This window comes from Vibrio bathopelagicus (assembly GCF_014879975.1).
Classification (GTDB): Bacteria; Pseudomonadota; Gammaproteobacteria; order Enterobacterales; family Vibrionaceae; genus Vibrio; species Vibrio bathopelagicus.
The window spans coordinates 1,401,981-1,424,092 of sequence record NZ_CP062500.1 but is presented as its reverse complement, the minus strand read 5'-3'; the positions used below and the strand labels follow the sequence as shown (position 1 = coordinate 1,424,092).

Here is a 22,112-nt window from a genome sequence, read left to right as displayed (position 1 = left end):
ATATTAAACTTCGGGTAAACATATTCATAACAGATGCCAGATAAATATAATAAATCGATTAACACTAATAACGGAATGTCGGATGAACCAAGAAATAGTAACAAATAGAATAGACAGCAACGGAAATAACAAAGTCGATTCACTGCATTGGGTAATGCTGTGTGCTGTTATGATGACCTTAACACTTGGGTTTATATCAAGCCGATTGCTGCCCTTCCCAGATAAATACCCAACAATATTAATACATCAGATTTTTGGATCCGTTGTTTTAGTACTGATAAACATACTGATTGCAAGAATGATCGCTAAACCGAAAAGAGGTGAACGCCGATTTACCATCCCTAGAATAGTTCAACTTATTCAAGCGGTAACACTGACCTTTATTGCAGTATCAGGTTTAAGTATCGCATTGATTGATACACCGATATTCAGTGTTTACTCATGGGTATTTAGTGAAGGGGCAACAAAAAGAGAAATGGTTAGCCTATTGTTTTTTATTCATGCGACTGCAATTAAGGTGTTCATGTCGTTGGTAACATTACATGTTTTAGGCGCGATGAAGCATCACTTTTTCGATAAGGGTGACAAATTAAAAAATATGCTTGGTAAATAGTTAGGTTGAATAAGGCACTAGATTAAATAAGGAAATAGGCTGAATAACAAATTAGATTGAATAACTAGAATCAAAAGTTTGGTTTACTGGTCACCTTTCCTTGAATAACAAAAAAGCCACCTAGTTTTTCATATAGAGACTCAGATCATATAAAAACTCAGAAGGTGGCTTTTTGCTGTCTATTGTTCTTTTCAGAGATCGAGCGCTTTTAAAGACTAAAGCATCGTCAGTGTCAGTTTTGCGAGGTTATAAGCATCGACATAACCGGAGTGCTGACGACCTTCCCACTCAATGTTCTTGGCTTCTTGAGCGGCGCGATGTCCGATGCGTTTTTCTTTAAGGCGGTTTTGAACGCGATAAAGTGTGGCGATGTTCAAGAACTCGCTAAACGGCGGTTCGATGCCTTTCTCTATACATTCTTTGTGTAAGATAAGGTCATCACGCCCCCAAGCTGCATAGATTTTCTTTGGGCCACCGAAATTCTTAATCATCGATTTAATTACTGACTCTAAAGGACGCCCCTGCTTTTCTATCTTGCGAGGTGTAATGCCTGTTAGCTCTGCACAAAACAGAGAGACTTCGTCTTTTTCGGGCTTAACGTAATATTGCGCGCGCTTCACGATGGTTCCAGATACAAGATCGATCTCAGCAAGACCCACTTCAATGATCTCCCCAGTAGTTCCTACACCGTCTTCGCTCCAACAGCACATTTCCAAATCGAAACACACCACTCGATTGTGATTCATACGTCGCCTAATTCTCTCGTCAAAAATTTGGTGAAATTGTACATGAGCCCAATAAAGAACTCGACCCTAGTTGCACCAAGTGCTCATTTAGCCTGCAATTGTGACTCGATTTCGACCATTAGACTTACTTTGGTAAAGCATGCTGTCTGTTTTTTGCAATATCTCTTCGGTGTTCTCATTAACATGAATGGCAGCACCGATACTCAGAGTACAGCTTAACTGTTGACCTTTGTGCTCACAATGAGAGTGGTTCACTGTATTTAATATGCATTCTAGGTATCGCTCTAACGCTTCGTGATCTGTAATACTTGAAATGATGCAGAATTCATCGCCCCCTATGCGAAACTGGTTATCACCTTCTTTCAAGTTCAGAGAGATCAACTTAATCACATGGACAAGCAAGGCATCTCCAGCAGGATGACCAAATTGATCATTGATTCCTTTGAATCTATCGATATCAAATCCAATCAAGCTAAAGGGCTCTCTGCGCTGAATCGCCTTATCGAGCATCTTATTGAAAGCACGTCTGTTATAAATCTCTGTCAAACTATCATGGTTCGCTAAGAAACGAAGTTCCTCCGTCCTTTTGTCCAGCATTTGATACAAGCGTTCTTTCTCTCTAATTTGCATGTTAACGATGTACGCTAACAACAACGAGATGGTTGTACCCACCAAAGCGATCCCTGTTAATACCAGATAGCCATAAAAAGAAATACATGAATCTATCTTGTAGTCGATCTTCCAATCACGGTTAGTCAATGCAATTGTTTTAGTTATATGGTGCCCAGTTACGCCTTCATATCCATCGGTTTCAAATAGGATCGGCGAGTCTTCCGCTTCGAACCCAGTATCAGTAACACGAATGTAAACATCCATATCACCTACCACAGATGCCAGCAAGTTCTCAAAGTAATACGTGGTACGAACCACACCAATCACAACACCAAGCAAATTGTCACTCTCACCTTCAAACACAGGGTGATAAACCAACATGCCACTTTTTGGAGTGTCTTGGTCTAAACCATCTTGTAACAGACGAACTTTGTCTGAAATATTCGCTTGGCGTGTCTGTTTGATATTTTCTAAGATGAGCTTAAATCGCTCACGAGATGAGTAAAAGCCGAGAACTTTGTCGTTTGCTTCGGTGTTGGGATAGATATCGGTAGCAATATAAGCAGACTCACCATCCAAAACATAGCCGAAGGCTTTTGCTTCGTGTTTTGGGATGGTGAACAGTTTGTAAAACGGGTACTTTTCTTCCATCTGCGCGGTGTGTTGAGCTATCTCATCTGCTGGTACCTTTTGCATCCACTGCAAGCCGATTAAGCTTTTTGAACCGTTAATGGTTTGCTGAGCAAAACGGTCAAATTTATCCCAGTTTTCGGGGTCATTAGAATAGAAGAAATTAGCGCCGGAACCTATGTAAGCCACATCATTATCGATAAACGCTTCCAAGCTCAGTGTTTGGTGCTTCGCGAAGCTATCCAAATTCATGTTCAACGCACGGTTTTGGTTGAGCGCGACTAATATAAAACACAACACTGTAATCAAAAAACTGACCGAAAATACGACCAGTGGGAGAGTGCGTCTCTTCAACCCAGTGAGTGGGTCGGTAGTATGCGGCATAGGTGTTCCAAATAGGCTTTAATGAGTTAAAAGTATATAACGAAAGGGAATGATGCTCCATTTAAGTTTTCATCTTAAAAATGACATAAAACGAGCACAGTTTACCTCACGCTTACATCGACGGCCAATATTCGAACGAATCTCGACTAAATTTCAAGCTAACACACCAAAAACCCACTTGATTAAAAACATTAAATACCACTCTTAGGCCTTGAATATGCTAGTATCCATCCATATTTATAGCTTGAAAGTGACCATTTCGGTTTCGTGCCACTGAGTTTCTTTCCAACCTGTATATTCCTTTGAACCGACGAATATACCGTTAAATCAATTTTAAAGAGAAATCACTATGATCGTTGATTTGAACCTAATTCCACAAACGTTTGATATGCTTCACGCAGGCCTAACTGCATCAAGCGTTTTACTACTGCTAATTGCCGTTTCTCGTAAATCCAAAGTGGTTGAGAAAGTCGTAGAAAAACCAGTAGAAAAGATCGTTGAAGTTGAAAAGCCAGTTGAGAAAATTGTCGAAGTAGAGAAAGTTGTCGAAGTTGAACGTGTTATCGAAAAAGTAGTAGAAGTTGAATCTAAGCTAGCAACAGCACCGACTGATTCAGCAATGCAATTACTGTCTATCATGCAGCAAGAAGCGCGCTTAATTGACTTCCTAAAAGAAGACCTAACGTCATTCTCTGATGAAGAAGTTGGTGCAGCAGCACGTGTTATTCACACTGGCGGTAAAAAAGTACTAGCAGATTACGTAACGCTTTCTCACATCCGCACTGAAGATGAAGAAACGCGTATCACGGTTGTTGAAGGCTTCAACCCACAAGAAATTCGCCTAACAGGCAATGTAACGGGTAACGCACCGTTCAATGGCACATTGGTTCACAAAGGTTGGAAAGCAACTGACATGAACCTGCCTAAACTTGCTGAGAACTACGATGCATCTGTGATTGCACCGGCAGAGGTGGAGCTATAATGGAACACCAAACTCAGCCATCATCGCAGATGCATTCACAAGAACTATCTTCTCAAGAGCAACATCAGGTACCTAAGTTCAGTGTTGGTATCGATTTAGGTACCACACACTGCGTTTTGTCTTACATCGACACAAGCAATGAAGATGCTCGCGTAGAGGTGATGCAAATCCCTCAACTGACGGCTCCTGGTACAGTAGAAACTCGCAGCCAACTTGGCTCGTTCCTATACCAACCACACGAACATGAAATGAATGCGGGCTCTCGCGTTCTGCCTTGGTCTTCAGAGCCGAAAGCGCTAGTGGGTGCGATTGCTCGTAACCTTGGTTCTAAAACCCCTATCCGTTTGGTCGCCAGTGCAAAATCTTGGTTATGCCACGGTGGTGTGAACCGTCGCGATGCTTTCCTTCCTGCAGGCAGCCCTGAGGAAGTTGAAAAAGTATCTCCGCTTAAGACAACTGAATTGTACCTTGAGCATCTTAAAGACGCTTGGAACCACTCAAATCCAGAACATAAACTGGCAGACCAAGATGTAACGATCACCGTTCCAGCTTCGTTTGATCCTGCGGCTCGTGACCTAACGGCTGAAGCTGCGCGTAATGTTGGTTTCACTCACCTAACGCTTCTAGAAGAGCCACAAGCAGCTCTTTACAGCTGGATTGATAACAGCAACGACACATGGCGTGATGAAGTGAACGTTGGCGACATCGTGCTTGTTGTCGATATCGGTGGTGGTACGACTGACCTTTCGTTAGTTGAAGTAACACAAGATGAAGGCAACCTAAGTCTGAACCGTATCGCAGTAGGTGAACACATCCTACTTGGCGGCGACAACATGGATTTGGCGCTCGCTTACCGTCTGAAAATGAAACTGGCTCAAGAAGGCAAAGAATTGGCTCCTTGGCAAGTTCAAGCTATGACTCACGCGTGTCGTGATGCGAAAGAAGCATTGCTTAACGACGCTGAACTGCAATCTGTGCCGATCGTAGTACCTAGCCGTGGTTCTAAACTACTTGGCGCGACACTAAAAACAGAACTGACTCAGCAAGAAGTACAACAAACATTGGTTGATGGCTTCTTCCCACAAGTCGCTGTGACAGAGCACCCAGTACAAAAGACACGTGGTGCACTGACTCAAATGGGTTTGCCTTACGCGCAAGATGCGGGCATCACTCGTCATATTGCCGCGTTCCTTTCTAAGCAAGCGAACGCGCTTTCTGGAAATAGTGAAACGGCTCAGCAAGATTTCAACCCGTTTGCAAACATGCCCGGTATGCCAGGTACAGAAGCGCCTGCAGCAGACTTCATCAAACCAACAGCGATCCTGTTCAATGGTGGCGTTCTAAAATCTAACCTGCTTGCTGATCGTCTTTCAGACACCATCAACGAATGGTTGATCAATGCTGATGCAGAATTTGCTAAACAGCTTTCAGGCTTAGACCTAGACCTAGCGGTTGCAAGCGGCGCTTCATACTACGGCGCTGTACGTCGTGGTCAAGGCGTTCGTATCCGCGGTGGTATCGCCTCTTCTTACTACGTAGGAATCGAGAGCGCGATGCCAGCAATCCCAGGTATGGCTCCTCCTATGGAAGCACTGTGTGTTGCACCATTTGGTATGGAAGAAGGTTCAAGCGTACAAGTGCCTAGCCAAGAGTTTGGTCTAGTGATTGGCCAGCCTGTTCACTTCCAATTCTTCGGTTCAACTACACGCCGTGAAGATGAAGCGGGTACTCACCTTGATCATTGGACACCAGAAGAGCTTGATGAACTTCCGGAAATCCAAGTGACACTGCCTGTTTCTGAAGGCCGTCGCGAAGGTGAAGTGGTTCCGGTTACTTTGGCTTCTCGCGTTACTGAATTAGGCACGTTATACCTAGAAGCGATTGCCACTGACAATGGTCAGAAATGGCACGTTGAGTTCGACGTTCGTGAAGATACGAATAGCGACTCAAACGAAGAAGCATAATGAATCAACGGCACCTTAACGGGTGCCGTTACTTTATCAATGCGATTCCCTAGCCCTGTATTAAAAGCATTCCAAAGACAATAATAAGACCAAGACTATCCATTAACTGGTCATCACTTTGACAGAATAAGGTTTTGTATGGCATCTCCTCGTTTTTTAGTCGGTATTGACTTAGGCACAACCAACACTGTGGTTGCCTACTGTGAAATCAACGACGACCTACAACATGCTCCCGTTTCACTTTTCGATATTGACCAACTCATCGGCCCCGGTGAAGTGGTTCGTAAACCGTTACTTCCTTCATTTCGTTACCATCCGGCACAAGGTCAGATCTCTCCTTCCGATCTCACCATGCCTTGGGAACCGAGCTTGGTTGAAGGTGATATTCAAAACGTCATCGTAGGTGAATGGGCGCGCGAACTGGGCGCAAAAGTCGAAGGCCGCCAAGTATCCAGTGCTAAGAGCTGGTTATCTCACCAAGCGGTTGATCGTAACTCCGACATTCTGCCTTGGGCAGGCGCAACTGACGTCGATAAGGTGTCTCCTGTTGTTGCAAGCGCAAGCTACCTCAACCACATCCGTCAAGCATGGAACTACCGCAACCCAAGCAACAAGCTTGAAGACCAAGACGTTGTAGTGACTGTTCCCGCTTCATTCGATGAGACAGCACGTAAGCTGACACTCGAAGCGGCAGAACTGGCGGGCTTAGGTAAGATTCTGTTACTCGAAGAGCCACAAGCCGTTTGTTATGACTGGTATGCACGTCACCAACAAACCGCTGCAGACGAACTTCAACAGATCCCGCTGATTCTAGTGTGTGATGTCGGCGGTGGTACCACCGATTTAAGTTTGATCGAAGCAAGCTTCAACTCGAATAATGGCGACGACCAAGAACTCGCCCTCGACCGTATTGGCGTTGGTGAACACTTAATGCTCGGCGGTGATAACCTCGATTTGGCCCTTGCTCACCTTGCAGAGCAACGCTTCAATCAAAACAAAAAGTTGAATGCGTCTAGCCTGACTAAACTGATTCAACAGACTCGCGCCGCAAAAGAGAGCCTGCTTTCTGCTAATGCGCCAGACGATGTGAAGATCACCATGCTGGGCGGCGGTTCAAAACTGCTTGGCGGTACGAAGAGTATTGGTTTAACCAAACAAGAAGTTCACCAGATCGCACTAGAAGGTTTCTTCCCACTTTCTGAGTTCACTGAAGTGCCAGACAAACGCCGCAGCGCGGTTGTAGAGTTCGGCCTACCCTACGCAGCAGATCCTGCTGTAAGTAAGCACGTTGCCGAATTCCTAGCAACACACCAGCAAGTATCAAAAGCGGCACTAGAGAAATCCAGTGCAATCGAATTTGATGAGACAAAACCAGCAATACCTGTCGGTGTGCTACTCAATGGTGGTGTGTTCAACAGTGAGCTTGTCACTGAACGTATTACTCAGTTACTTGGCAATTGGAATGGTGCGCCAATCACCGTCCTAGATAACCCTCATCCGGATTGGTCTGTGGCATTGGGCGCCGTGGCCTTTGGCAAAGCTCGCCGTGGTGCGCAACTGAAAATCGGTGGCGGTGCGGCTCGTTCTTACTTCTTACATCTACAAGAAAAGAACAAGATGGGCAAAGCACTTTGTCTGCTTGCCAAAGGGACAGAAGAAGGCCAAGAAATACGTTTGAACAGCCGTCGTTTCTCACTGACTTTGGGTGAGCCGGTCCGTTTCAATCTACTGACTTCAACGCACGATCAAATTGCTCATGACACCGCCATTCAAAATGGTGTGATGGTCAATGTCGATGCTGACTTGTTCTCCCCTCTTCCACCTTATATTTCTACGCTGGAAGGGTCTGGTACTGCAGAGCTTCAAGCCAACCAAAAGGAGCGCGTTGAAGTATTGCTCGCTTGTCAATTAACCGAAGTCGGCACATTGAAAATGGAGTGTGTGAGTACGGAAGATGACGCTAAGCGTTGGTTGCTTGAGTTCGAAGTCAGAAACAAGCAAGGCGATGAATCCGACAACTCTAAACTTCATCCAAGATTGGATGAGTGTAAGGATTTGATTTCTCGTCTGTACAGCGGCAACAAGAAAAGTGCTGAGTCTAAAGAGATCAAAACACTGGCCAAAGATCTTGAGAAACGACTCGGTAAACGCGATGAGTGGGACTTCACGACCCTTCGTCACTTATTCGATAGCTTCTCATTAGGTCGCAAACGTCGTCGTCGCTCAGAAGCACACGAGAAGAACTGGCTACGTTTAGCGGGTTACTCGCTGCGTCCTGGCTTTGGTGATCCAACGGACTCATGGCGTATCGAACAAATTTGGGGCCTTTACCAACAGAATATCCAGTTCCAGAACCACCAAGGTTGGACAGACTGGTGGGTATTCTGGCGTCGTGTTGCAGGTGGCTTAAATCAGGAACAGCAAGAAACCATCTTGGCTGACATTGCGAAGTACCTTCACCCAGGTGCAATGAAGAACCCTAAGACAGCTAAAGATGCGCAAGACAACGGCTATGAAGCCATGGTGAGATTAGCTGCGTCACTTGAGCAACTTGAAGTGGAAGATAAGGTTCTATTAGCGACTTGGTTCTTAAGCAAAGCGATTAACCATAATCAGTTTGAACAAGCTCACTGGTGGGCTCTGGGTCGCTTAGCATCTCGTACACCTTTATACGGAAGCCAACACAGCGTCATTCCAAGAGAGCAAGCAGAACAGTGGTTACCAAAGCTACTTGACCAGAATTGGCAGAAAGAGCAGATGATTGCCTTCGCGGCTGTGATGATTTGTCGTAAGACGGGTGACCGACAGTTCGATATATCTGATGACTACCGTGCTCAGATTCTTGAAAAATTAAAGCAAAGCAAGGTGCCAGAGTCTTGGCTAACGCTAGTAAGTGAAGTCACTGAGCTTTCTGAGAGCGAGTCTAAGCGTGTATTTGGTGATGCATTACCAAGCGGTTTAAGCCTAATCAATAGCTAGCTTTAAAAACGATTAGCTTTAGTTGTTAATGAGTAAAGAAGCTAACGAGAAAAGAAAAAGCCACTTTCGGTTCGTTGAAAGTGGCTTTTTTATTGGTGGCTTAAGGCTGGTATGTGTCGTCGACTTATCGCTTTTTGGTTAAGAGCCTTAGCCGTATTGCAGTTAATCATTATTAATGTTTCGTTCCGGTTGGGTTGATAGGAAATTCGGTGTTTTCATAAATATCTGCTAACTTTTTCGGTTTCTTCTCTTTTTCTCCATTCTTAGATTGATTATGAGTTTCGCTTAAAAGCCATTGCTCATGCATTTTTGCCGAATCCAAAAACTCTGGATCCTCCATTGCTTCCTTGCGAAGTTTATTTACACGTTCGAGAGTATCCCAAATCATAATACTTCACCTCCACTAAGGCAGTACTATAAAGATAACCCAAACCCACAAAACTTCAACTAAGCCAATGAGATAGCGATCTCAATTTCGAAAATTACTAGCTCTAAGCTAACGAAAAACCTCATCAGAACTCGGCTTAAAGTGGCGTGTATTTATCAATGATCCTCGACGATCTTTATGTACAAAAAAAGCGAGCTCAGAGCTCGCTTTTTATCAATCATTTGTCCAACATTGGCTTGATTAACTAATATCTTACTTAAGCTCGGTTACCAATTTTAACGGTACCGTTTGTTGCAAACCAAAGTGCTTCAGAGCGACGGCGACCTAGCAAAATTGGGCCATCATCGTAGAACAAAAAGTTCTTCCAGTGCTTCTTAAAAACCGACCACTTAGTTTCAAGAATATTATATTTTTCATAACAAAAATAAACAGTTACGTCATCTTGCCAATCAATGAAGTTAAGGATCTCTTCTGGCATTTCAGGCTCATCGGCTTCCCAATTTGCCATCCAGCTGATCTCTTCATTCCAGTTAGATGCCTTGCTCGGCCAGTCTTGCGAGCTAAGTCTTTCAGCATCAGGGCTTTGAGGGCTTACATTCTCTTTCCAAAACTGAGACGCCCTTGCCTGTGTCATTGGTTTAATCTTTTCCAAGTCCTCTGCTGGTAATGGCATCGACTGGTGAGTAAAAATCCATTTTCTTTGGTATTCGTCCAAAGTTGTATATGACATCAAAATTCCTCAAATTTCTTCTTAGGCTTATGGATTTCCATGCCTATATGCTCTTTTGATACAGTGACGGTTTCATTTTATCTGTGTTCGTCACTGCCTCTAAATCTGTATTTACGTTTAATTGATACTTACGCTTAATGACTATTAGCCTCTACACAGCACGCCTATCTTCCCAATTCGGGTTAATTAATGCAGTCAGTATATGGTCTTCCCATTTACCGTTGATCTGCAAATAATCTTTGGCAAAGCCTTCACGAACAAAACCTAAATGTTCCAACACACCAGCGCTGCGCTCATTATGGGGCATATAACCCGCCATCAAACGATGCATGTTCTGAACATCAAACATATAGTCCTTTGCCATGCTTAAGCCCCTGCGCATGTAGCCGTGGCCTTGTGCACTTTCAGCAATCGAATAGCCGACATTACACGCATAGAAAGGGAATCGAGACAGATTGCTGAATGAAATGGTGCCCAACATTTCGTTGGTGTCATCATTAATAAGCAAACAGTAATAGCCTAGCCCCATTTTATGAAGCTCGTTCAGCTTAATCAGTCGTTGCGCCCATCCGGCTCTTTCAAAGAAAACCGCTTCACGAATCGGTTCCCAAGGCTTTAGGTATTCTTTATTAACCTGAAAGTACTCACTGATCATCGCCGCGTCGTCGATTTCAGCGGTTCTTAGAATCAGATTGCCATCGCGCTTATAAATACGCTCTGGTGTGCTCAGATCTTCCATTCGCTTGTTCTTCTTCCGTTAACTGGTCTTGTTTCGTTACTAGTCTTTTTGTTTATTTGCTCAAGACCATTTACTTACTCAATAGAGTTTACTAAACGGGCTCAATCAGTTCTTTCTGATACCGTAATCGCGAAGTTTGTTCGCAATCGAAGTGTGAGAAACATTCAAACGTTTTGCTAGCTTACGGCTCGATGGGAACGACTGATACAGCTTCTCTAGAATCTGCGACTCGTAGTCTTTCATGATCTCATCGAGTGAACCGTCTAAACTTAAGTTCGCCATTCCTGCCGTCATAGTTTCAAGTTGAGGCAAGTGGAATTGCTCAACGGTTAACGTGTCCGAATCCAGCTCAGTCAATGCACGAAGCACCATATTATCAAGTTGACGGATGTTGCCCGGCCATTGGTAGTTACCCAACTGATCGATTAGTTCTACCGTCAGTTTTGGTTTTAACATACCCAATTGCTGTGCGTATTTCGCGACAAAGAGTTCCAACAACGGTGCCACATCGTTTGAGCGTTCGCGCAGTGCCGGAATAGACAGAGTCAAAACGTTTAAACGGTAGAACAAATCTTCACGGAATGAACCTGAGTCTGCTAATTCAGAAAGGCGGTGACGTGTTGAAGCGATAATGCGCACATCAGCGTGCATCTCTTCTTCTTCGCCTACGCGTCGGAATGAACCATCTTGAAGGAAACGCAGCAGTTTGATTTGTAGGTGTGGGCTCATTTCGCCAATTTCATCTAAAAATACTGTGCCGCCATTCGCTTGTTCGAAAATGCCTTTATGACCTTGTTCATGATTGAATGAACCCGGAGCATGACCAAACAACTCAGTTTCAGCCACGTCATCAGGCATTGATGCACAGCTTAAAATCAAAAATGGGAAAGACGCTCGGTTCGAACGGTTATGACAGGCTTTAGCCAACATCTCTTTGCCCGTACCTGTGTCCCCTTCAATAAGTAGAGGCTGATCCAGCATAGCCAATTTCTTAGCTTGGCTGATCAAGGCTTTATGGCGATTAGAGACACCAACAAAGTGTTCAAAACCTAGGTTGTTCTGTTCAGGGATTGAATCTGGCGAGTTCATCTCTTGATTACAAGAACGAATCGTCATTACTGCGCTCGCCAACACCGCTTCGTTAACGTCACCACCAAGATAAATCGGCAGTATCTCGATAGAGAAGTCCAAACCTTCTAACACCACGACTTCACGATGGCGCGTCACATCGCCTTCGATCCAGCGAGCAAAGTTAAAGCTAGGAACAAACGTCGCTAGCGGCTCACCGATGACTTCGTCTTCTTGCTTGCCGAATAGGTTCAATGCAGCGTGGTTCGCCATGTCGACTGAGCCTTTAAGGTCAATCGCAATCACGGGATCTGGCAGGTTAGCAAGCAGAGCAATCAGTTCGGTATTATGCCTTTCGCTCGGCATAAATTGGATTTTACGTACATCCTTCACACCTGAAATTCGGCGAATTTCAGCCATAAGTTCACTAAAAGCATCAAAATTAATATCAGGGCAGTTTAGGTAAATTATGCCTTTAACATCAATTTCGATTCCTCTTAAATCAATGCTTTTTGAGGCCAAGATATCGAGCAACTCACGCGTTAAGCCGAGTCTGTCTTCACACAATACTTCAAGACGCACAAATAGTCCTATTATAGGTGTCAGGATAAGTTGACAGTAGTGTGAATTAAGCTCTAAGTTCAGTCAAGAAGAAGAGTAAACATATGTTTACTCTTCGCTCGTAAACTACTCAGTATCGTGCATTTTATTGGTAAGTCGTTCGCTTATAGATAAGCAGTCCACTTTATTTCAGCGTAATGCGCTTTATTTCAGAAAGGACGGCTTTGCGGAGGTCTGATAATTTTACTTTTCGATCATTGTGCCAAGGCATAGGTCGAAGCAATGACATCGCTTTCAACCCGAGACGTGCAGTAAGAATACCAACACCAAGACCTTGTCCTGCTCTTGCTGATACTTTACCCGCAAGATCCATCGAGACTAAGTCCATGCTCGCATCAATCGCCAACTCACTCGCCCCTGCCGCTGCCATGTTGATTAACACCAACTTGAACAACTTAATGCGAGACCAATAGCCAAGCTCAATGCCATAGACGTCGGCAAGCTTGTCTATCATGGTGAAATTACGCCACGCCACCAGCAACATATCTGCTGCCGCTAATGGGCTCACAGCAACCAAGGCCGCCGATTCCGTAGAGAACTTAGTTACAATTTGGGTGGCTACTTTATCTTGTTGACTCACGACCAACGCATCGTACATATCCAACACTTCAGCATCGCTGTGCGCTGGGTTAATACTGTTTCGCCACTTATCATACGAAGGAGACTCAGCGACTATACCGCCCTGCTTGGCAATATTTTCACAGAACGCTTTGCCTTTACCAACGCTCTGGCTTTTTAACAGTTCTTCACTCTGCTCTTGCACACTGAAATGGTCTTTCAGCGAACGCAGCTTCCACAGCTCTTTGCCTATTGCGCCTAAACCCAATGAAGCAATGGCAGCGATGAAGCCTGCCCAACCTAAAGCTAACCAGTCAGCGGTTTGAATAGCAGTAATTACAGAGTCAATCGCTTGCCAACCCACTAAACCGGAGAAAGCGACAAGTAAGCCCGTTCCAAACCACTTCTTCTTTTTGCTCGGTCGAATCACTTGTTCCAGTTGCTGCTCAGCTTCACCATCAAGGTCGGTTTCCACTTGTGGCGCGGCGGGGACAAATTTCTCTTGTTCTGTGAATAACTGTTGGGCGCCCAAGTCTGGACTAACTTCATTCTTATCCGGCTCATCGAAAGAGGTCTTCAACGGTTCATCAAAGACCTGTTTCGTTTTTAACTCACTCATACTGTTTGCCTCAATTACTTCAACTTGTCGCCAATGAGATACTCTAAGACCTTGTCGACTCTTAGATGCTGACAAGGCTCATCGGAGTGTTGCTCCATTGGCCTAAAGCTCGTGAAATCAAACTGGTTGGTTTCCCAATACTGCTTATTGGGCAGTTTACGCGGCACCTCACCTGGATACATGGTTTGAGGCACGTTATCCAAGGTGACGCCCTGCAATGCAGGAACATTCGATGAACCTGACGAGATATAACCCGCGCTCGTCGCTTGAATAGACGCGATGCTCATACAACTCATGTCGATATGTTCAAACGCCGCCTGTTGCCACGCTGGGTGCACCATCTGCTGTAACAGTGATACCAAATTTGGATGCTGGTCTGGTGTTACATGGTCAGCTTTGGTGGCCGCAAATAAGATCTTGTCAATCTTCGGTGCAAACAAGCGTCTTAGCATATTGCTTCGACCGTACTTAAAGCTTTTTAGTAACTGCTCTAACGCACCACGCATGTCCATGAAAGAGTCATAACCCGCATTAAGTGGCTGTAAGCAATCCACCAGCACAATTTGTCGGTCAAACGTGGCAAAGTGATTCTTATAGAACGCTTTCACAACCTTCTGTTGGTACTCTTCATAACGCGCTTTCAATACAGCGTAGTTACTTGTTTTAGAGAACTTACCCTCGGGCACTACACACGGGAAAAATTGCAATACAGGTGCGCCTTCAAGCTCACCCGGTAATACGAATCGACCTGGTTGCACCCAGTGCAGTCCATTACTCTTACAAGTATGCAGATATTGAGTATAACTATCGGCAATGGCGACCAACTTCTTTTCGTCCGCTTCCGCTAATAAGTTGATGTCACCGCGCATAGTATTCCATTCTTGCGAATACATTGCTCTGTCACCTTTCAACGCAGCGAATTGAGACTGACTCCAGGTATCAAAATCCATATCCAATAAGGGTAAATCAAGCAGCCATTCGCCCGGGTAATCGACAATATCGAGATAAAGGGTGCTGTTTTTACTCAGTAGCTTTTTTGCGCCCTTAGTAGGCTTATATTTGATGGCTAGGCGAATCTCACTGACATCACGCGTCGGTACTGGCCATTCTGGTGGCTGCGCGTTGAGTGACTCCATCGCTTCATCGTAAGAAAAGCGCGGGATCATCATGTTGTGCTGAGGGATACGCTTTGCGCCAATAATCCTTCCCTCTCTAGCTGACGCAAGGAGCGGTAAATTGTGATGAGTAGAGGTATGAAGAAGCTGGTTAACCAACGAGGTAATGAAAGCTGTTTTACCTGCACGAGAAAGTCCCGTGACCGCTACTCGAATGTGAGAATCCGTTCCTCTGCTTATAAAGTCACTCATTTCTTGAGTTAGGTGTTTCATTTGAACGACTCCGTGATAAATAGGCTAACTGGTTTTTAATAATTACTGAGATGGAAAGTTGAAACGTTAACCTACTGACTAACCCCTACTGGGAAGGTTTGAATGTTGATGCTTTTTGCTTATGTTGATTAGTATGCAATATACATTCTTAATGCTAGATGAATAAAAGCCCCTGACTACATTCATAATCAGGGGCTTTGAAATTTTTATACGATGTAAGACTAATCGTCTTCAATTAGCTTGTAGATAACAAACAGTGTTATCTCAGCAATCAACCATAATACACATGTGATGGTTACGTACTTTTCGTTAAAAATACTGATTCCGTGCAAGATCAAATCGTAACCAATGAAACTACCAATCACCACTGCCAAGATAATCTGTAGGATCTGAATAAAACGAGGCATTCCTCTCTCCTATGTTCTTATATCAAACGATGTGTTTATAACTATATCATTGATAATAAGACAAAAGTGCAGATAATGCTGCACTTTTGTATTTAACTTTCTATGAAAAGTCGTGATTCAAACGCTGGAACCAATTCTTATTTGGCTTTTTCAGCTTCTGCAATTTTCACTTTCCAGGTGTCAGGACCGATTTGGTGTGCGTTCACGCCATTAGAATCAACCGCTACCGTTACTGGCATGTCTTCAACTTCAAATTCGTAGATCGCTTCCATACCTAGATCTTCAAACGCAACAACACGTGCTTTCTTAATCGCTTTTGCAACAAGATAAGCGGCGCCGCCAACGGCCATTAGGTAAACCGATTTATGTTGTTTGATTGATTCAACGGTTGCAGGGCCACGCTCAGCTTTACCAATCATACCCATGATGCCGGTTTCTTCGAGCATCATGTCGGTGAACTTATCCATACGAGTAGACGTTGTTGGACCGGCAGGACCTACCGCTTCATCGCCTACTGCATCAACAGGGCCTACGTAGTAAATGAACTTACCTTTCAGGTCGACACCTTCTGGTAGGCCTTCACCACTTTCAAGCATGCCTTGAATACGCTTATGAGCAGCATCACGACCCGTTAAGATCTTGCCTGATAGAAGAACCGTTTCGCCAGTCTTCCACTCTTGAACGTCTTCTTTAGTAATTTCATCAAGGTTAACACGGCGTGTATTTGCGCCTGCTTCCCAAGTAATATCTGGCCACTCTTCTAACTTAGGTGGTGTTAGCTCTGCAGGGCCGCTACCATCTAATGTGAAGTGTACGTGACGCGTTGCCGCACAGTTCGGGATCAAGCAAACAGGTTTAGATGCAGCGTGAGTTGGTGCTGTTTTGATTTTCACGTCAACCACAGTCGTTAGACCGCCAAGACCTTGTGCGCCAATACCCAGTTTATTTACACGGTTGAAGATGTCTAAACGAAGCTCTTCTTCAGCGTTCTCAGGACCTTTCTCGATAAGCTCTTGAATATCGATGTGTTCCATCAGAGATTCTTTTGCTAGTACCGCTGCTTTCTCAGCCGTACCGCCGATACCTATACCTAGCATGCCCGGTGGACACCAGCCCGCGCCCATGGTTGGCAGCGTTTTCTCTACCCATTCTGCAATATCATCAGAAGGGTTAAGCATAACCATCTTAGTTTTGTTCTCAGAACCGCCGCCTTTTGCCGCGATTTGAATCTCAACTTTGTTACCTGGAACCATATTAATGTGAACAACCGCTGGCGTGTTGTCTTTAGTATTAATACGCTTACCTGCTGGGTCCATTAGGACAGATGCACGCAATGGGTTATCTGGGTTGTTGTAAGCTTGACGAACGCCTTCATCAACCATTTGTTGTACTGTTTGATCCGTTTCCCACCTAACATCCATACCGATGTTCACGAAACAAGTAACAATACCCGTATCCTGACAAATTGGACGATGGCCTTCCGCAGACATACGCGAGTTAATCAGAATCTGAGCGATCGCATCTTTTGCTGCTTGGCTCTCTTCTTTCTCGTACGCTTTTTCTAGGGCTTGGACAAAGTCTAAAGGGTGATAATAAGAAATGTACTGAAGTGCGTCAGCGACACTGCTGATCACATCTTGCTTACGAATAACCGTCATTGCATGCCTCTTTATTGTTCTGGTTCCATGTGGGTTCTTGGTTTGACTGTTTTGTCTAACCGGATTAGTTGGCTTAGCTTTTTATTATGTTGAGCTGTATTTAGTTGCTTTAGCAATCGCTTGCATAGCTTTAAACTAAACCATGTGGTTTGCACCGTTCTAATCAAGAACCCATTTTATTTTCAATTTATGATACTCTTGCTTCCTCTCACACGCCATGCAGTGATCGAACTCTTTGTCACAAATTAAACAAATGAATAACAACGAATTTCGCTCTATCCAAATCAAGCCGCTTGAATATCAATCAACTTTAGCTAAACAGCTGTTTTCTCATATTGAAAGCGTGCCGTGGGCAATGCTATTACGCTCTGCCTCAGAAAGCCACGTCGATAGTCGATACGACATTTTGGTTGCTCAACCCATCGCCACCTTCGAGACAATCGGTATAAAAACGACCGTTAATGTTAATGAGACGTGCGAGGTTTCAGAGTCAGACCCTTTCGAACTACTCGACCAATATCAGCAGCAATTGCTACCCGCAACCAGTGAGCATCCTGAACTGCCTTTCATTGGCGGCGCTTTAGGCTACTTCAGTTACGATTTAGGGCGACGAGTAGAAGCTCTGCCCTCTCTTGCTAAGCGTGATATTTCTGCGCCAGACATGGCGGTTGGATTGTATGAATGGGCTGTAATTGTTGATCACAAGCTTAAAGCTGCGTTCCTTGTTGGGCAAAACATTGATACCCATTGGGATTGGTTAACTCAACAACAATCGCAAAGTGAACAAACAGAACGAGCTCATCAGGAGTTTGGATTAACCACCCCATGGCAATCTAATATGACTGAGCAGAGTTATGCCAATAAGTTCGATAGCGTTCAAGAGTACTTGTTGTCGGGTGACTGTTATCAGATAAACCTTGCTCAGCGCTTTCGTGCCGATTACCAAGGCAGCGAATGGCTCGCTTATGAAAAGTTAGAGCAATACAACTCGGCGCCGTTTTCTGGTTTTATTCGTCTTGAACACTCAGCAATCTTAAGTGTCTCTCCGGAACGATTCTTAGAGCTCAATAGTGGCACCATTGAAACTAAACCAATCAAAGGTACACGTCCTCGTTCTGAAGAACCTATGATTGACGACGCCAATGCTCAAGACTTAGCGGCAGCAGAAAAAGATCAGGCAGAAAACCTGATGATCGTCGACCTACTACGCAATGACATCGGTAGAGTCGCAAAGCCAGGCTCCGTTCACGTACCTAAGTTGTTTGATATTGAAAGCTTCCCTGCCGTGCACCACTTGGTCAGCACCATTAGAGCAGAGCTGGATGTTCAGTACTCAGCAACTGATTTATTAAGAGCCTGCTTCCCTGGAGGTTCGATTACGGGCGCACCAAAAGTTCGTGCAATGCAGATCATTGAGGAGTTAGAACCACATCGACGTTCGGCTTACTGCGGCAGTATTGGCTACATCAGCCGAAATAGCAGAATGGACACTAGCATTACCATTCGTACATTAGTCGCAGAGAACGACACGCTTTATGCTTGGGCTGGCGGTGGTGTGGTATTTGATAGTGATTGTGCTTCTGAATACCAAGAAACACTCGACAAACTGAGTCGTATTTTACCCGTACTTGAAAAGCTATAGCCCTTAATAGAACAAACCCTAAGCCTTGATGTGATTGCTTAGGGTTTCCTATTTTGACTTTTAACTTTTAACTTTTAACTTTTAACTTTTAACTTTTAACTTTTAACTTTTAACTTTTAACTTTTGGGACTACTAGAAAGTGGTTTCACCTCGTAGCAAGATAAGTATGAGCGTAACTTATATAGAACCTATTACTGCCACACCCCACTTCTTCAGTACCTCTTTAAGGTCATTGGCCGTATAAGGCTTGCTTAAAATGTCATCCATTCCACATTGAATACAGCGCTCACGCTCTTCCAAGGTCGTACCTGCGGTTAGCGCAACAATCGATTTGTTGTAACCCTTTTCTCGAAGTGTCTGTGTTGCTTCAAAGCCATCCATCACTGGCATCCGGCAATCCATAAACACGACGTCATATTCGCTGGTACTAGCCAGTTCAAGCCCTTCCACGCCATTACTTGCTATCTCGGGTTCAATTTCGAACTTTCTTAACATTTGTTGAATAATAATTTGGTTCATCTTGATATCGTCAACAACCAACACTTTAAGCCGTGATAACTCGATATCCGAACCGATTTTTTCAGTAATGTGCACACTAAGATCCATAACTTCAACCACTTCCAATGGAATAGACACGGTAAAAATCGTGCCTTGTCCCACAACACTAGCAATGTCAATTTCACCGTTCATCATCGCGATCAACTTACGGCAGATAGCAAGCCCCAATCCTGTCCCTTCATAGTTTCGGCTACTGGAACGATCGACCTGAGTAAAAGGTTGGAAAAGATTCTTGTGAGCAGAGTCTGGAATGCCTACGCCTGTATCTTCAACAGAAAAAACAAACAAATCGTTATGCCACTTTATATTGACCTTAACGTAACCGTGCTCCGTAAATTTAATCGCGTTACCAATGAGATTAACAAATAGCTGAGTAATTCGCTCCAGATCGCCCTTAAAATGACAAGGCACATTCGCTGCCACTTCAACGTTGAATTGAAGCTGTTTTTCCATAGCTCGATTGGTGAATATACTATCGATCGTATTTCTCAAATCATTCAGTGCGAATTTTTTCGGAATAATCTCTAGCATACCTGCATTGATTTTACTGTAATCCAATAAGTCATTAATAATGGTTCGTAAAAACTCACCAGATTGGCTCAAATTATTAACGAGCTCTCTCTGTGGTTTAGTCAGTTCGGTATCACTGATCAATTCAGCACTGCCTAACAGCCCATTCAAAGGCGTTCTCAATTCATGATTGATCATCGCAACAAAATCGCGAGTTGCTCTTTCTGACTCTTCAGCACGCTGTCGCGACTCTATATTTTGGTTAATTGCTAACTGGTGTGTTAGTGCACTGCATATAAGATCCGTTACTAGCAATATTTGGCTTTGAATAAAGTCGCAATCCTGCTCAGACAAATTAACCTTTACCACTAAGGAGCCGACGATTACTTGCTCAACTTCGAGCGGTACAGTCAACAAATTACCATTCCAACATGGCTCTTGAAGCTCTAGATCTAACGAACTAATGGACTCATCGCCATAATCACAACGAACAAGCTCTGGTAATAACCTAGGAGGGAGTATTAAACGGCTAGCTTCTATCAGATAACTATTGGTCACATTAGACGTCAGTTCGGACAACATGACATCGTCTAAGTCATTGCGCAAAAAGGTACGACCAAAATCAATCAGAAGATTGTCAATTTGCTCTTGAAACTCTATGCGACGTAAATTGGCTTTCGATCGCTTCTCTAACTGACGCAATGCACACTCTAACTGTTGGTTCGACTCATAAAGTTCTAAACTTTTTTGCTCGAGTAACCTCTCAGCCTCTTTTCTCGCAGCGACTTGCCGTTTGAGTTTTCGCTCCATAGCCGTTTCTAGACTCATACTACGACTCTACCTTTAGATTAAACCTAACAACACTTTGTTCATCGTTTTGAGGAATCATTTCAATCGAAATGGTGTCTCCATGATATTCAGCACACCCTTCGATCAAGCCTAAGCAAACATGAGACATACAACGTGCGCTTTTATAATCAAACACAAGCTCTGCCTCTGTTGTATGAATGAAATGAAATTCTGGCGGTTGTGCATCTGGATAGAGTTTTTTCACTTCAACATGAATGTAGCGCTCCACATGCTGAATAAACTGAAAAGTGGTACTGCTATGATTGAGACTGGCTTGGTTTGGTAATGACGCTAATAGGTTTTTAAATACAGTCTGGCCAAATACACGCTGTAAAGTAGTAGCGTCTATTTCTGTTTTCTTACTGAGATTAATGATTAGCCTGACAAGGTTTTTATGATCATAACTACCAACAGAGGTATAGATCCCCTCGTCTTCCGACATATCTAGAACCTCATCCAGAAGCTCTAAGCCAAACTTCTCTTCAACAAGCTCCAAAAATTCGGTGAATATGATTCCTTTCATCTCATACCTTTTGATCTGTTTCTTTTTAGAATGAGCCACTAAGTTGTTGTTATCAAATTCTTAATCAAAAATATGCGCTTTATTGCTCCATTTAATGACATTGATAACGGCCACCTATTCATATGCCCATATTGAATATAGCAAAAAGCGACAATTTGGTGCAAAAAGGCCAGCACCAGGCAAAGGGACGGTTAGCTAGACCTGTTTTTCACCAATATTGGCGTTAGCTTAAGGGTTATGCCTATACTTAAAATCATAATAATCAATATATTGACATGACATGAATAAAGATAACTTCCTTCAACAGTTCCAACTTAACCCAACAGTTGGTTACCACCCTGAATCTGTAGAGCGTGTTTCTCATATTAGTGGGGAGCAACTACGTAAGGCTGCAGTTGTGGTTGGTTTAGTTGAACGAGAAGACGGTTTACATGTCATTTTTACTAAAAGAGCAGCACATCTTAAGCACCATCCTGGCCAAATCAGCTTCCCTGGGGGGAAACATGAACAATCTGACCCTTCTATGCAATTTACTGCACTAAGAGAACTGCACGAAGAAGTAGGAATTCGATCGGATCAGGTTAAAATTGTTGGGCAATTACCAGCATTGAGTACCATTAGTAAATTTTCTGTGACACCGATTGTTGCAATGGTCGATCCTGATTACAAAGCTGTTATCGATGAGAACGAAGTTGCCTCTATTTTTGAGGTTCCTGCCACCTATGTTTTGGACCAAGCCAAGCTTCATAGCCACACCGTTAATTTTAAGAAAATCAAACACCGAGTTTTTGCCATGCCCTTCGAAGAGCACCTAATATGGGGCGTTACGGCTCAAATCATCCAATCATTGCAGCAGCATGTAGTGCAACAGATTACATAGCAACTACGTTTTGTTTAATCTCTGTTAACAAAATCCAGCCTTTCTATGGAACAGATTTATTAAT

The 22,112-nt window shown here is 43.8% G+C and carries 18 protein-coding genes; 6 read left to right on the top strand and 12 right to left on the bottom strand.

Going from position 1 to position 22,112, the window contains the following annotated elements; genetic code table 11:
* The first annotated feature begins 82 nt into the window (after nt 1–82).
* Entirely contained in the window at nt 83–613 is a 531-nt protein-coding gene (locus IHV80_RS06370) for a cytochrome b (RefSeq protein WP_192890463.1), read from the top strand.
* 215 nt (nt 614–828) lie between these two features.
* Here IHV80_RS06370 and IHV80_RS06365 read toward each other — a convergent pair whose 3' ends face one another.
* Together IHV80_RS06365 and IHV80_RS06360 are read right to left on the bottom strand one after the other, a co-directional pair.
* The gene (locus IHV80_RS06365; protein ID WP_192890462.1) at nt 829–1,359 is read right to left on the bottom strand and encodes a 3'-5' exonuclease; all 531 of its coding nucleotides are present in this window, start codon (nt 1,357–1,359) and stop codon (nt 829–831) included.
* 87 nt (nt 1,360–1,446) lie between these two features.
* Complete coding sequence (locus tag IHV80_RS06360) at nt 1,447–2,985, bottom strand: sensor domain-containing diguanylate cyclase (RefSeq protein WP_192890461.1); 1,539 nt, start codon at nt 2,983–2,985, stop codon at nt 1,447–1,449.
* 349 nt (nt 2,986–3,334) lie between these two features.
* On the opposite strand from IHV80_RS06360, the gene IHV80_RS06355 reads away from it, so the two are divergent.
* The 3 genes from IHV80_RS06355 to IHV80_RS06345 all read left to right on the top strand — a co-directional run bounded on the left by IHV80_RS06355 (nt 3,335) and on the right by IHV80_RS06345 (nt 8,910).
* The gene (locus tag IHV80_RS06355) at nt 3,335–3,967 is read left to right on the top strand and encodes a DUF2760 domain-containing protein (protein ID WP_192890460.1); all 633 of its coding nucleotides are present in this window, start codon (nt 3,335–3,337) and stop codon (nt 3,965–3,967) included.
* Nucleotides 3,967–5,931, top strand: coding sequence for an Hsp70 family protein (locus IHV80_RS06350; RefSeq protein ID WP_192890459.1), 1,965 nt, complete (start codon nt 3,967–3,969; stop codon nt 5,929–5,931). The genes IHV80_RS06355 and IHV80_RS06350 overlap by 1 nt, the downstream gene beginning before the upstream one ends.
* Nucleotides 5,932–6,069: 138 nt before the next feature.
* Nucleotides 6,070–8,910 carry an Hsp70 family protein gene (locus IHV80_RS06345; RefSeq protein WP_192890458.1) on the top strand — a complete coding sequence of 947 codons (2,841 nt, stop codon included), beginning with the start codon at nt 6,070–6,072 and terminating at the stop codon, nt 8,908–8,910.
* A 172-nt stretch (nt 8,911–9,082) separates the two neighbouring features.
* Here the strand turns inward: IHV80_RS06345 and IHV80_RS06340 are convergent, their stop codons facing one another.
* The 8 genes from IHV80_RS06340 to IHV80_RS06305 form a co-directional block, all read right to left on the bottom strand.
* The gene (locus tag IHV80_RS06340) at nt 9,083–9,298 is read right to left on the bottom strand and encodes a hypothetical protein (RefSeq protein WP_192890457.1); all 216 of its coding nucleotides are present in this window, start codon (nt 9,296–9,298) and stop codon (nt 9,083–9,085) included.
* A 256-nt stretch (nt 9,299–9,554) separates the two neighbouring features.
* Nucleotides 9,555–10,028 carry a DUF2947 domain-containing protein gene (locus tag IHV80_RS06335; protein WP_029223379.1) on the bottom strand — a complete coding sequence of 158 codons (474 nt, stop codon included), beginning with the start codon at nt 10,026–10,028 and terminating at the stop codon, nt 9,555–9,557.
* A 151-nt stretch (nt 10,029–10,179) separates the two neighbouring features.
* Nucleotides 10,180–10,767: a ribosomal protein S5-alanine N-acetyltransferase gene (rimJ, locus tag IHV80_RS06330; protein ID WP_192890456.1), complete on the bottom strand. Its 588-nt coding sequence runs from the start codon at nt 10,765–10,767 to the stop codon at nt 10,180–10,182.
* A 105-nt stretch (nt 10,768–10,872) separates the two neighbouring features.
* Nucleotides 10,873–12,417: a transcriptional regulator TyrR gene (gene tyrR, locus IHV80_RS06325; RefSeq protein ID WP_017108195.1), complete on the bottom strand. Its 1,545-nt coding sequence runs from the start codon at nt 12,415–12,417 to the stop codon at nt 10,873–10,875.
* Nucleotides 12,418–12,580: 163 nt separating this feature from the next.
* On the bottom strand, nt 12,581–13,633 hold the full coding sequence (locus IHV80_RS06320) for a YcjF family protein (RefSeq protein WP_192890455.1): 1,053 nt from the start codon (nt 13,631–13,633) through the stop codon (nt 12,581–12,583).
* A 14-nt stretch (nt 13,634–13,647) separates the two neighbouring features.
* A complete protein-coding gene (locus IHV80_RS06315; protein WP_192890454.1) occupies nt 13,648–15,021 on the bottom strand; it encodes a YcjX family GTP-binding protein in 1,374 nt (457 codons plus the stop codon).
* A 221-nt stretch (nt 15,022–15,242) separates the two neighbouring features.
* Nucleotides 15,243–15,428: a hypothetical protein gene (locus tag IHV80_RS06310; protein ID WP_102433922.1), complete on the bottom strand. Its 186-nt coding sequence runs from the start codon at nt 15,426–15,428 to the stop codon at nt 15,243–15,245.
* Nucleotides 15,429–15,565: 137 nt separating this feature from the next.
* A complete protein-coding gene (locus tag IHV80_RS06305) occupies nt 15,566–17,086 on the bottom strand; it encodes a fumarate hydratase (protein ID WP_192890453.1) in 1,521 nt (506 codons plus the stop codon).
* 253 nt (nt 17,087–17,339) lie between these two features.
* On the opposite strand from IHV80_RS06305, the gene pabB reads away from it, so the two are divergent.
* Complete coding sequence (gene pabB / locus IHV80_RS06300) at nt 17,340–18,728, top strand: aminodeoxychorismate synthase component I (RefSeq protein ID WP_192890452.1); 1,389 nt, start codon at nt 17,340–17,342, stop codon at nt 18,726–18,728.
* A 177-nt stretch (nt 18,729–18,905) separates the two neighbouring features.
* Here the strand turns inward: pabB and IHV80_RS06295 are convergent, their stop codons facing one another.
* Together IHV80_RS06295 and IHV80_RS06290 are read right to left on the bottom strand one after the other, a co-directional pair.
* On the bottom strand, nt 18,906–20,624 hold the full coding sequence (locus IHV80_RS06295; RefSeq protein ID WP_192890451.1) for an ATP-binding protein: 1,719 nt from the start codon (nt 20,622–20,624) through the stop codon (nt 18,906–18,908).
* 1 nt (nt 20,625) lies between these two features.
* Nucleotides 20,626–21,168 (bottom strand): heme NO-binding domain-containing protein, encoded by a 543-nt coding sequence (locus IHV80_RS06290; RefSeq protein WP_192890450.1) that lies wholly within the window; start codon nt 21,166–21,168, stop codon nt 20,626–20,628.
* Nucleotides 21,169–21,448: 280 nt separating this feature from the next.
* On the opposite strand from IHV80_RS06290, the gene IHV80_RS06285 reads away from it, so the two are divergent.
* Nucleotides 21,449–22,048 carry a CoA pyrophosphatase gene (locus IHV80_RS06285; RefSeq protein WP_192890449.1) on the top strand — a complete coding sequence of 200 codons (600 nt, stop codon included), beginning with the start codon at nt 21,449–21,451 and terminating at the stop codon, nt 22,046–22,048.
* Nucleotides 22,049–22,112: the final 64 nt, after the last annotated feature.

Excerpts from the sequence above, each read along its gene's own strand:
- IHV80_RS06370 (WP_192890463.1), top strand. The coding sequence starts at position 83 with ATGAACCAAGAAATAGTAACAAATAGAATAGACAGCAACGGAAATAAC.
- IHV80_RS06365 (WP_192890462.1), bottom strand. The coding sequence starts at position 1,359 with ATGAATCACAATCGAGTGGTGTGTTTCGATTTGGAAATGTGCTGTTGG.
- IHV80_RS06360 (WP_192890461.1), bottom strand. The coding sequence starts at position 2,985 with ATGCCGCATACTACCGACCCACTCACTGGGTTGAAGAGACGCACTCTC.
- IHV80_RS06355 (WP_192890460.1), top strand. The coding sequence starts at position 3,335 with ATGATCGTTGATTTGAACCTAATTCCACAAACGTTTGATATGCTTCAC.
- IHV80_RS06350 (WP_192890459.1), top strand. The coding sequence starts at position 3,967 with ATGGAACACCAAACTCAGCCATCATCGCAGATGCATTCACAAGAACTA.
- IHV80_RS06345 (WP_192890458.1), top strand. The coding sequence starts at position 6,070 with ATGGCATCTCCTCGTTTTTTAGTCGGTATTGACTTAGGCACAACCAAC.
- IHV80_RS06340 (WP_192890457.1), bottom strand. The coding sequence starts at position 9,298 with ATGATTTGGGATACTCTCGAACGTGTAAATAAACTTCGCAAGGAAGCA.
- IHV80_RS06335 (WP_029223379.1), bottom strand. The coding sequence starts at position 10,028 with ATGTCATATACAACTTTGGACGAATACCAAAGAAAATGGATTTTTACT.
- rimJ (WP_192890456.1), bottom strand. The coding sequence starts at position 10,767 with ATGGAAGATCTGAGCACACCAGAGCGTATTTATAAGCGCGATGGCAAT.
- IHV80_RS06320 (WP_192890455.1), bottom strand. The coding sequence starts at position 13,633 with ATGAGTGAGTTAAAAACGAAACAGGTCTTTGATGAACCGTTGAAGACC.
- IHV80_RS06315 (WP_192890454.1), bottom strand. The coding sequence starts at position 15,021 with ATGAAACACCTAACTCAAGAAATGAGTGACTTTATAAGCAGAGGAACG.
- IHV80_RS06310 (WP_102433922.1), bottom strand. The coding sequence starts at position 15,428 with ATGCCTCGTTTTATTCAGATCCTACAGATTATCTTGGCAGTGGTGATT.
- IHV80_RS06305 (WP_192890453.1), bottom strand. The coding sequence starts at position 17,086 with ATGACGGTTATTCGTAAGCAAGATGTGATCAGCAGTGTCGCTGACGCA.
- pabB (WP_192890452.1), top strand. The coding sequence starts at position 17,340 with ATGAATAACAACGAATTTCGCTCTATCCAAATCAAGCCGCTTGAATAT.
- IHV80_RS06295 (WP_192890451.1), bottom strand. The coding sequence starts at position 20,624 with ATGAGTCTAGAAACGGCTATGGAGCGAAAACTCAAACGGCAAGTCGCT.
- IHV80_RS06290 (WP_192890450.1), bottom strand. The coding sequence starts at position 21,168 with ATGAAAGGAATCATATTCACCGAATTTTTGGAGCTTGTTGAAGAGAAG.
- IHV80_RS06285 (WP_192890449.1), top strand. The coding sequence starts at position 21,449 with ATGAATAAAGATAACTTCCTTCAACAGTTCCAACTTAACCCAACAGTT.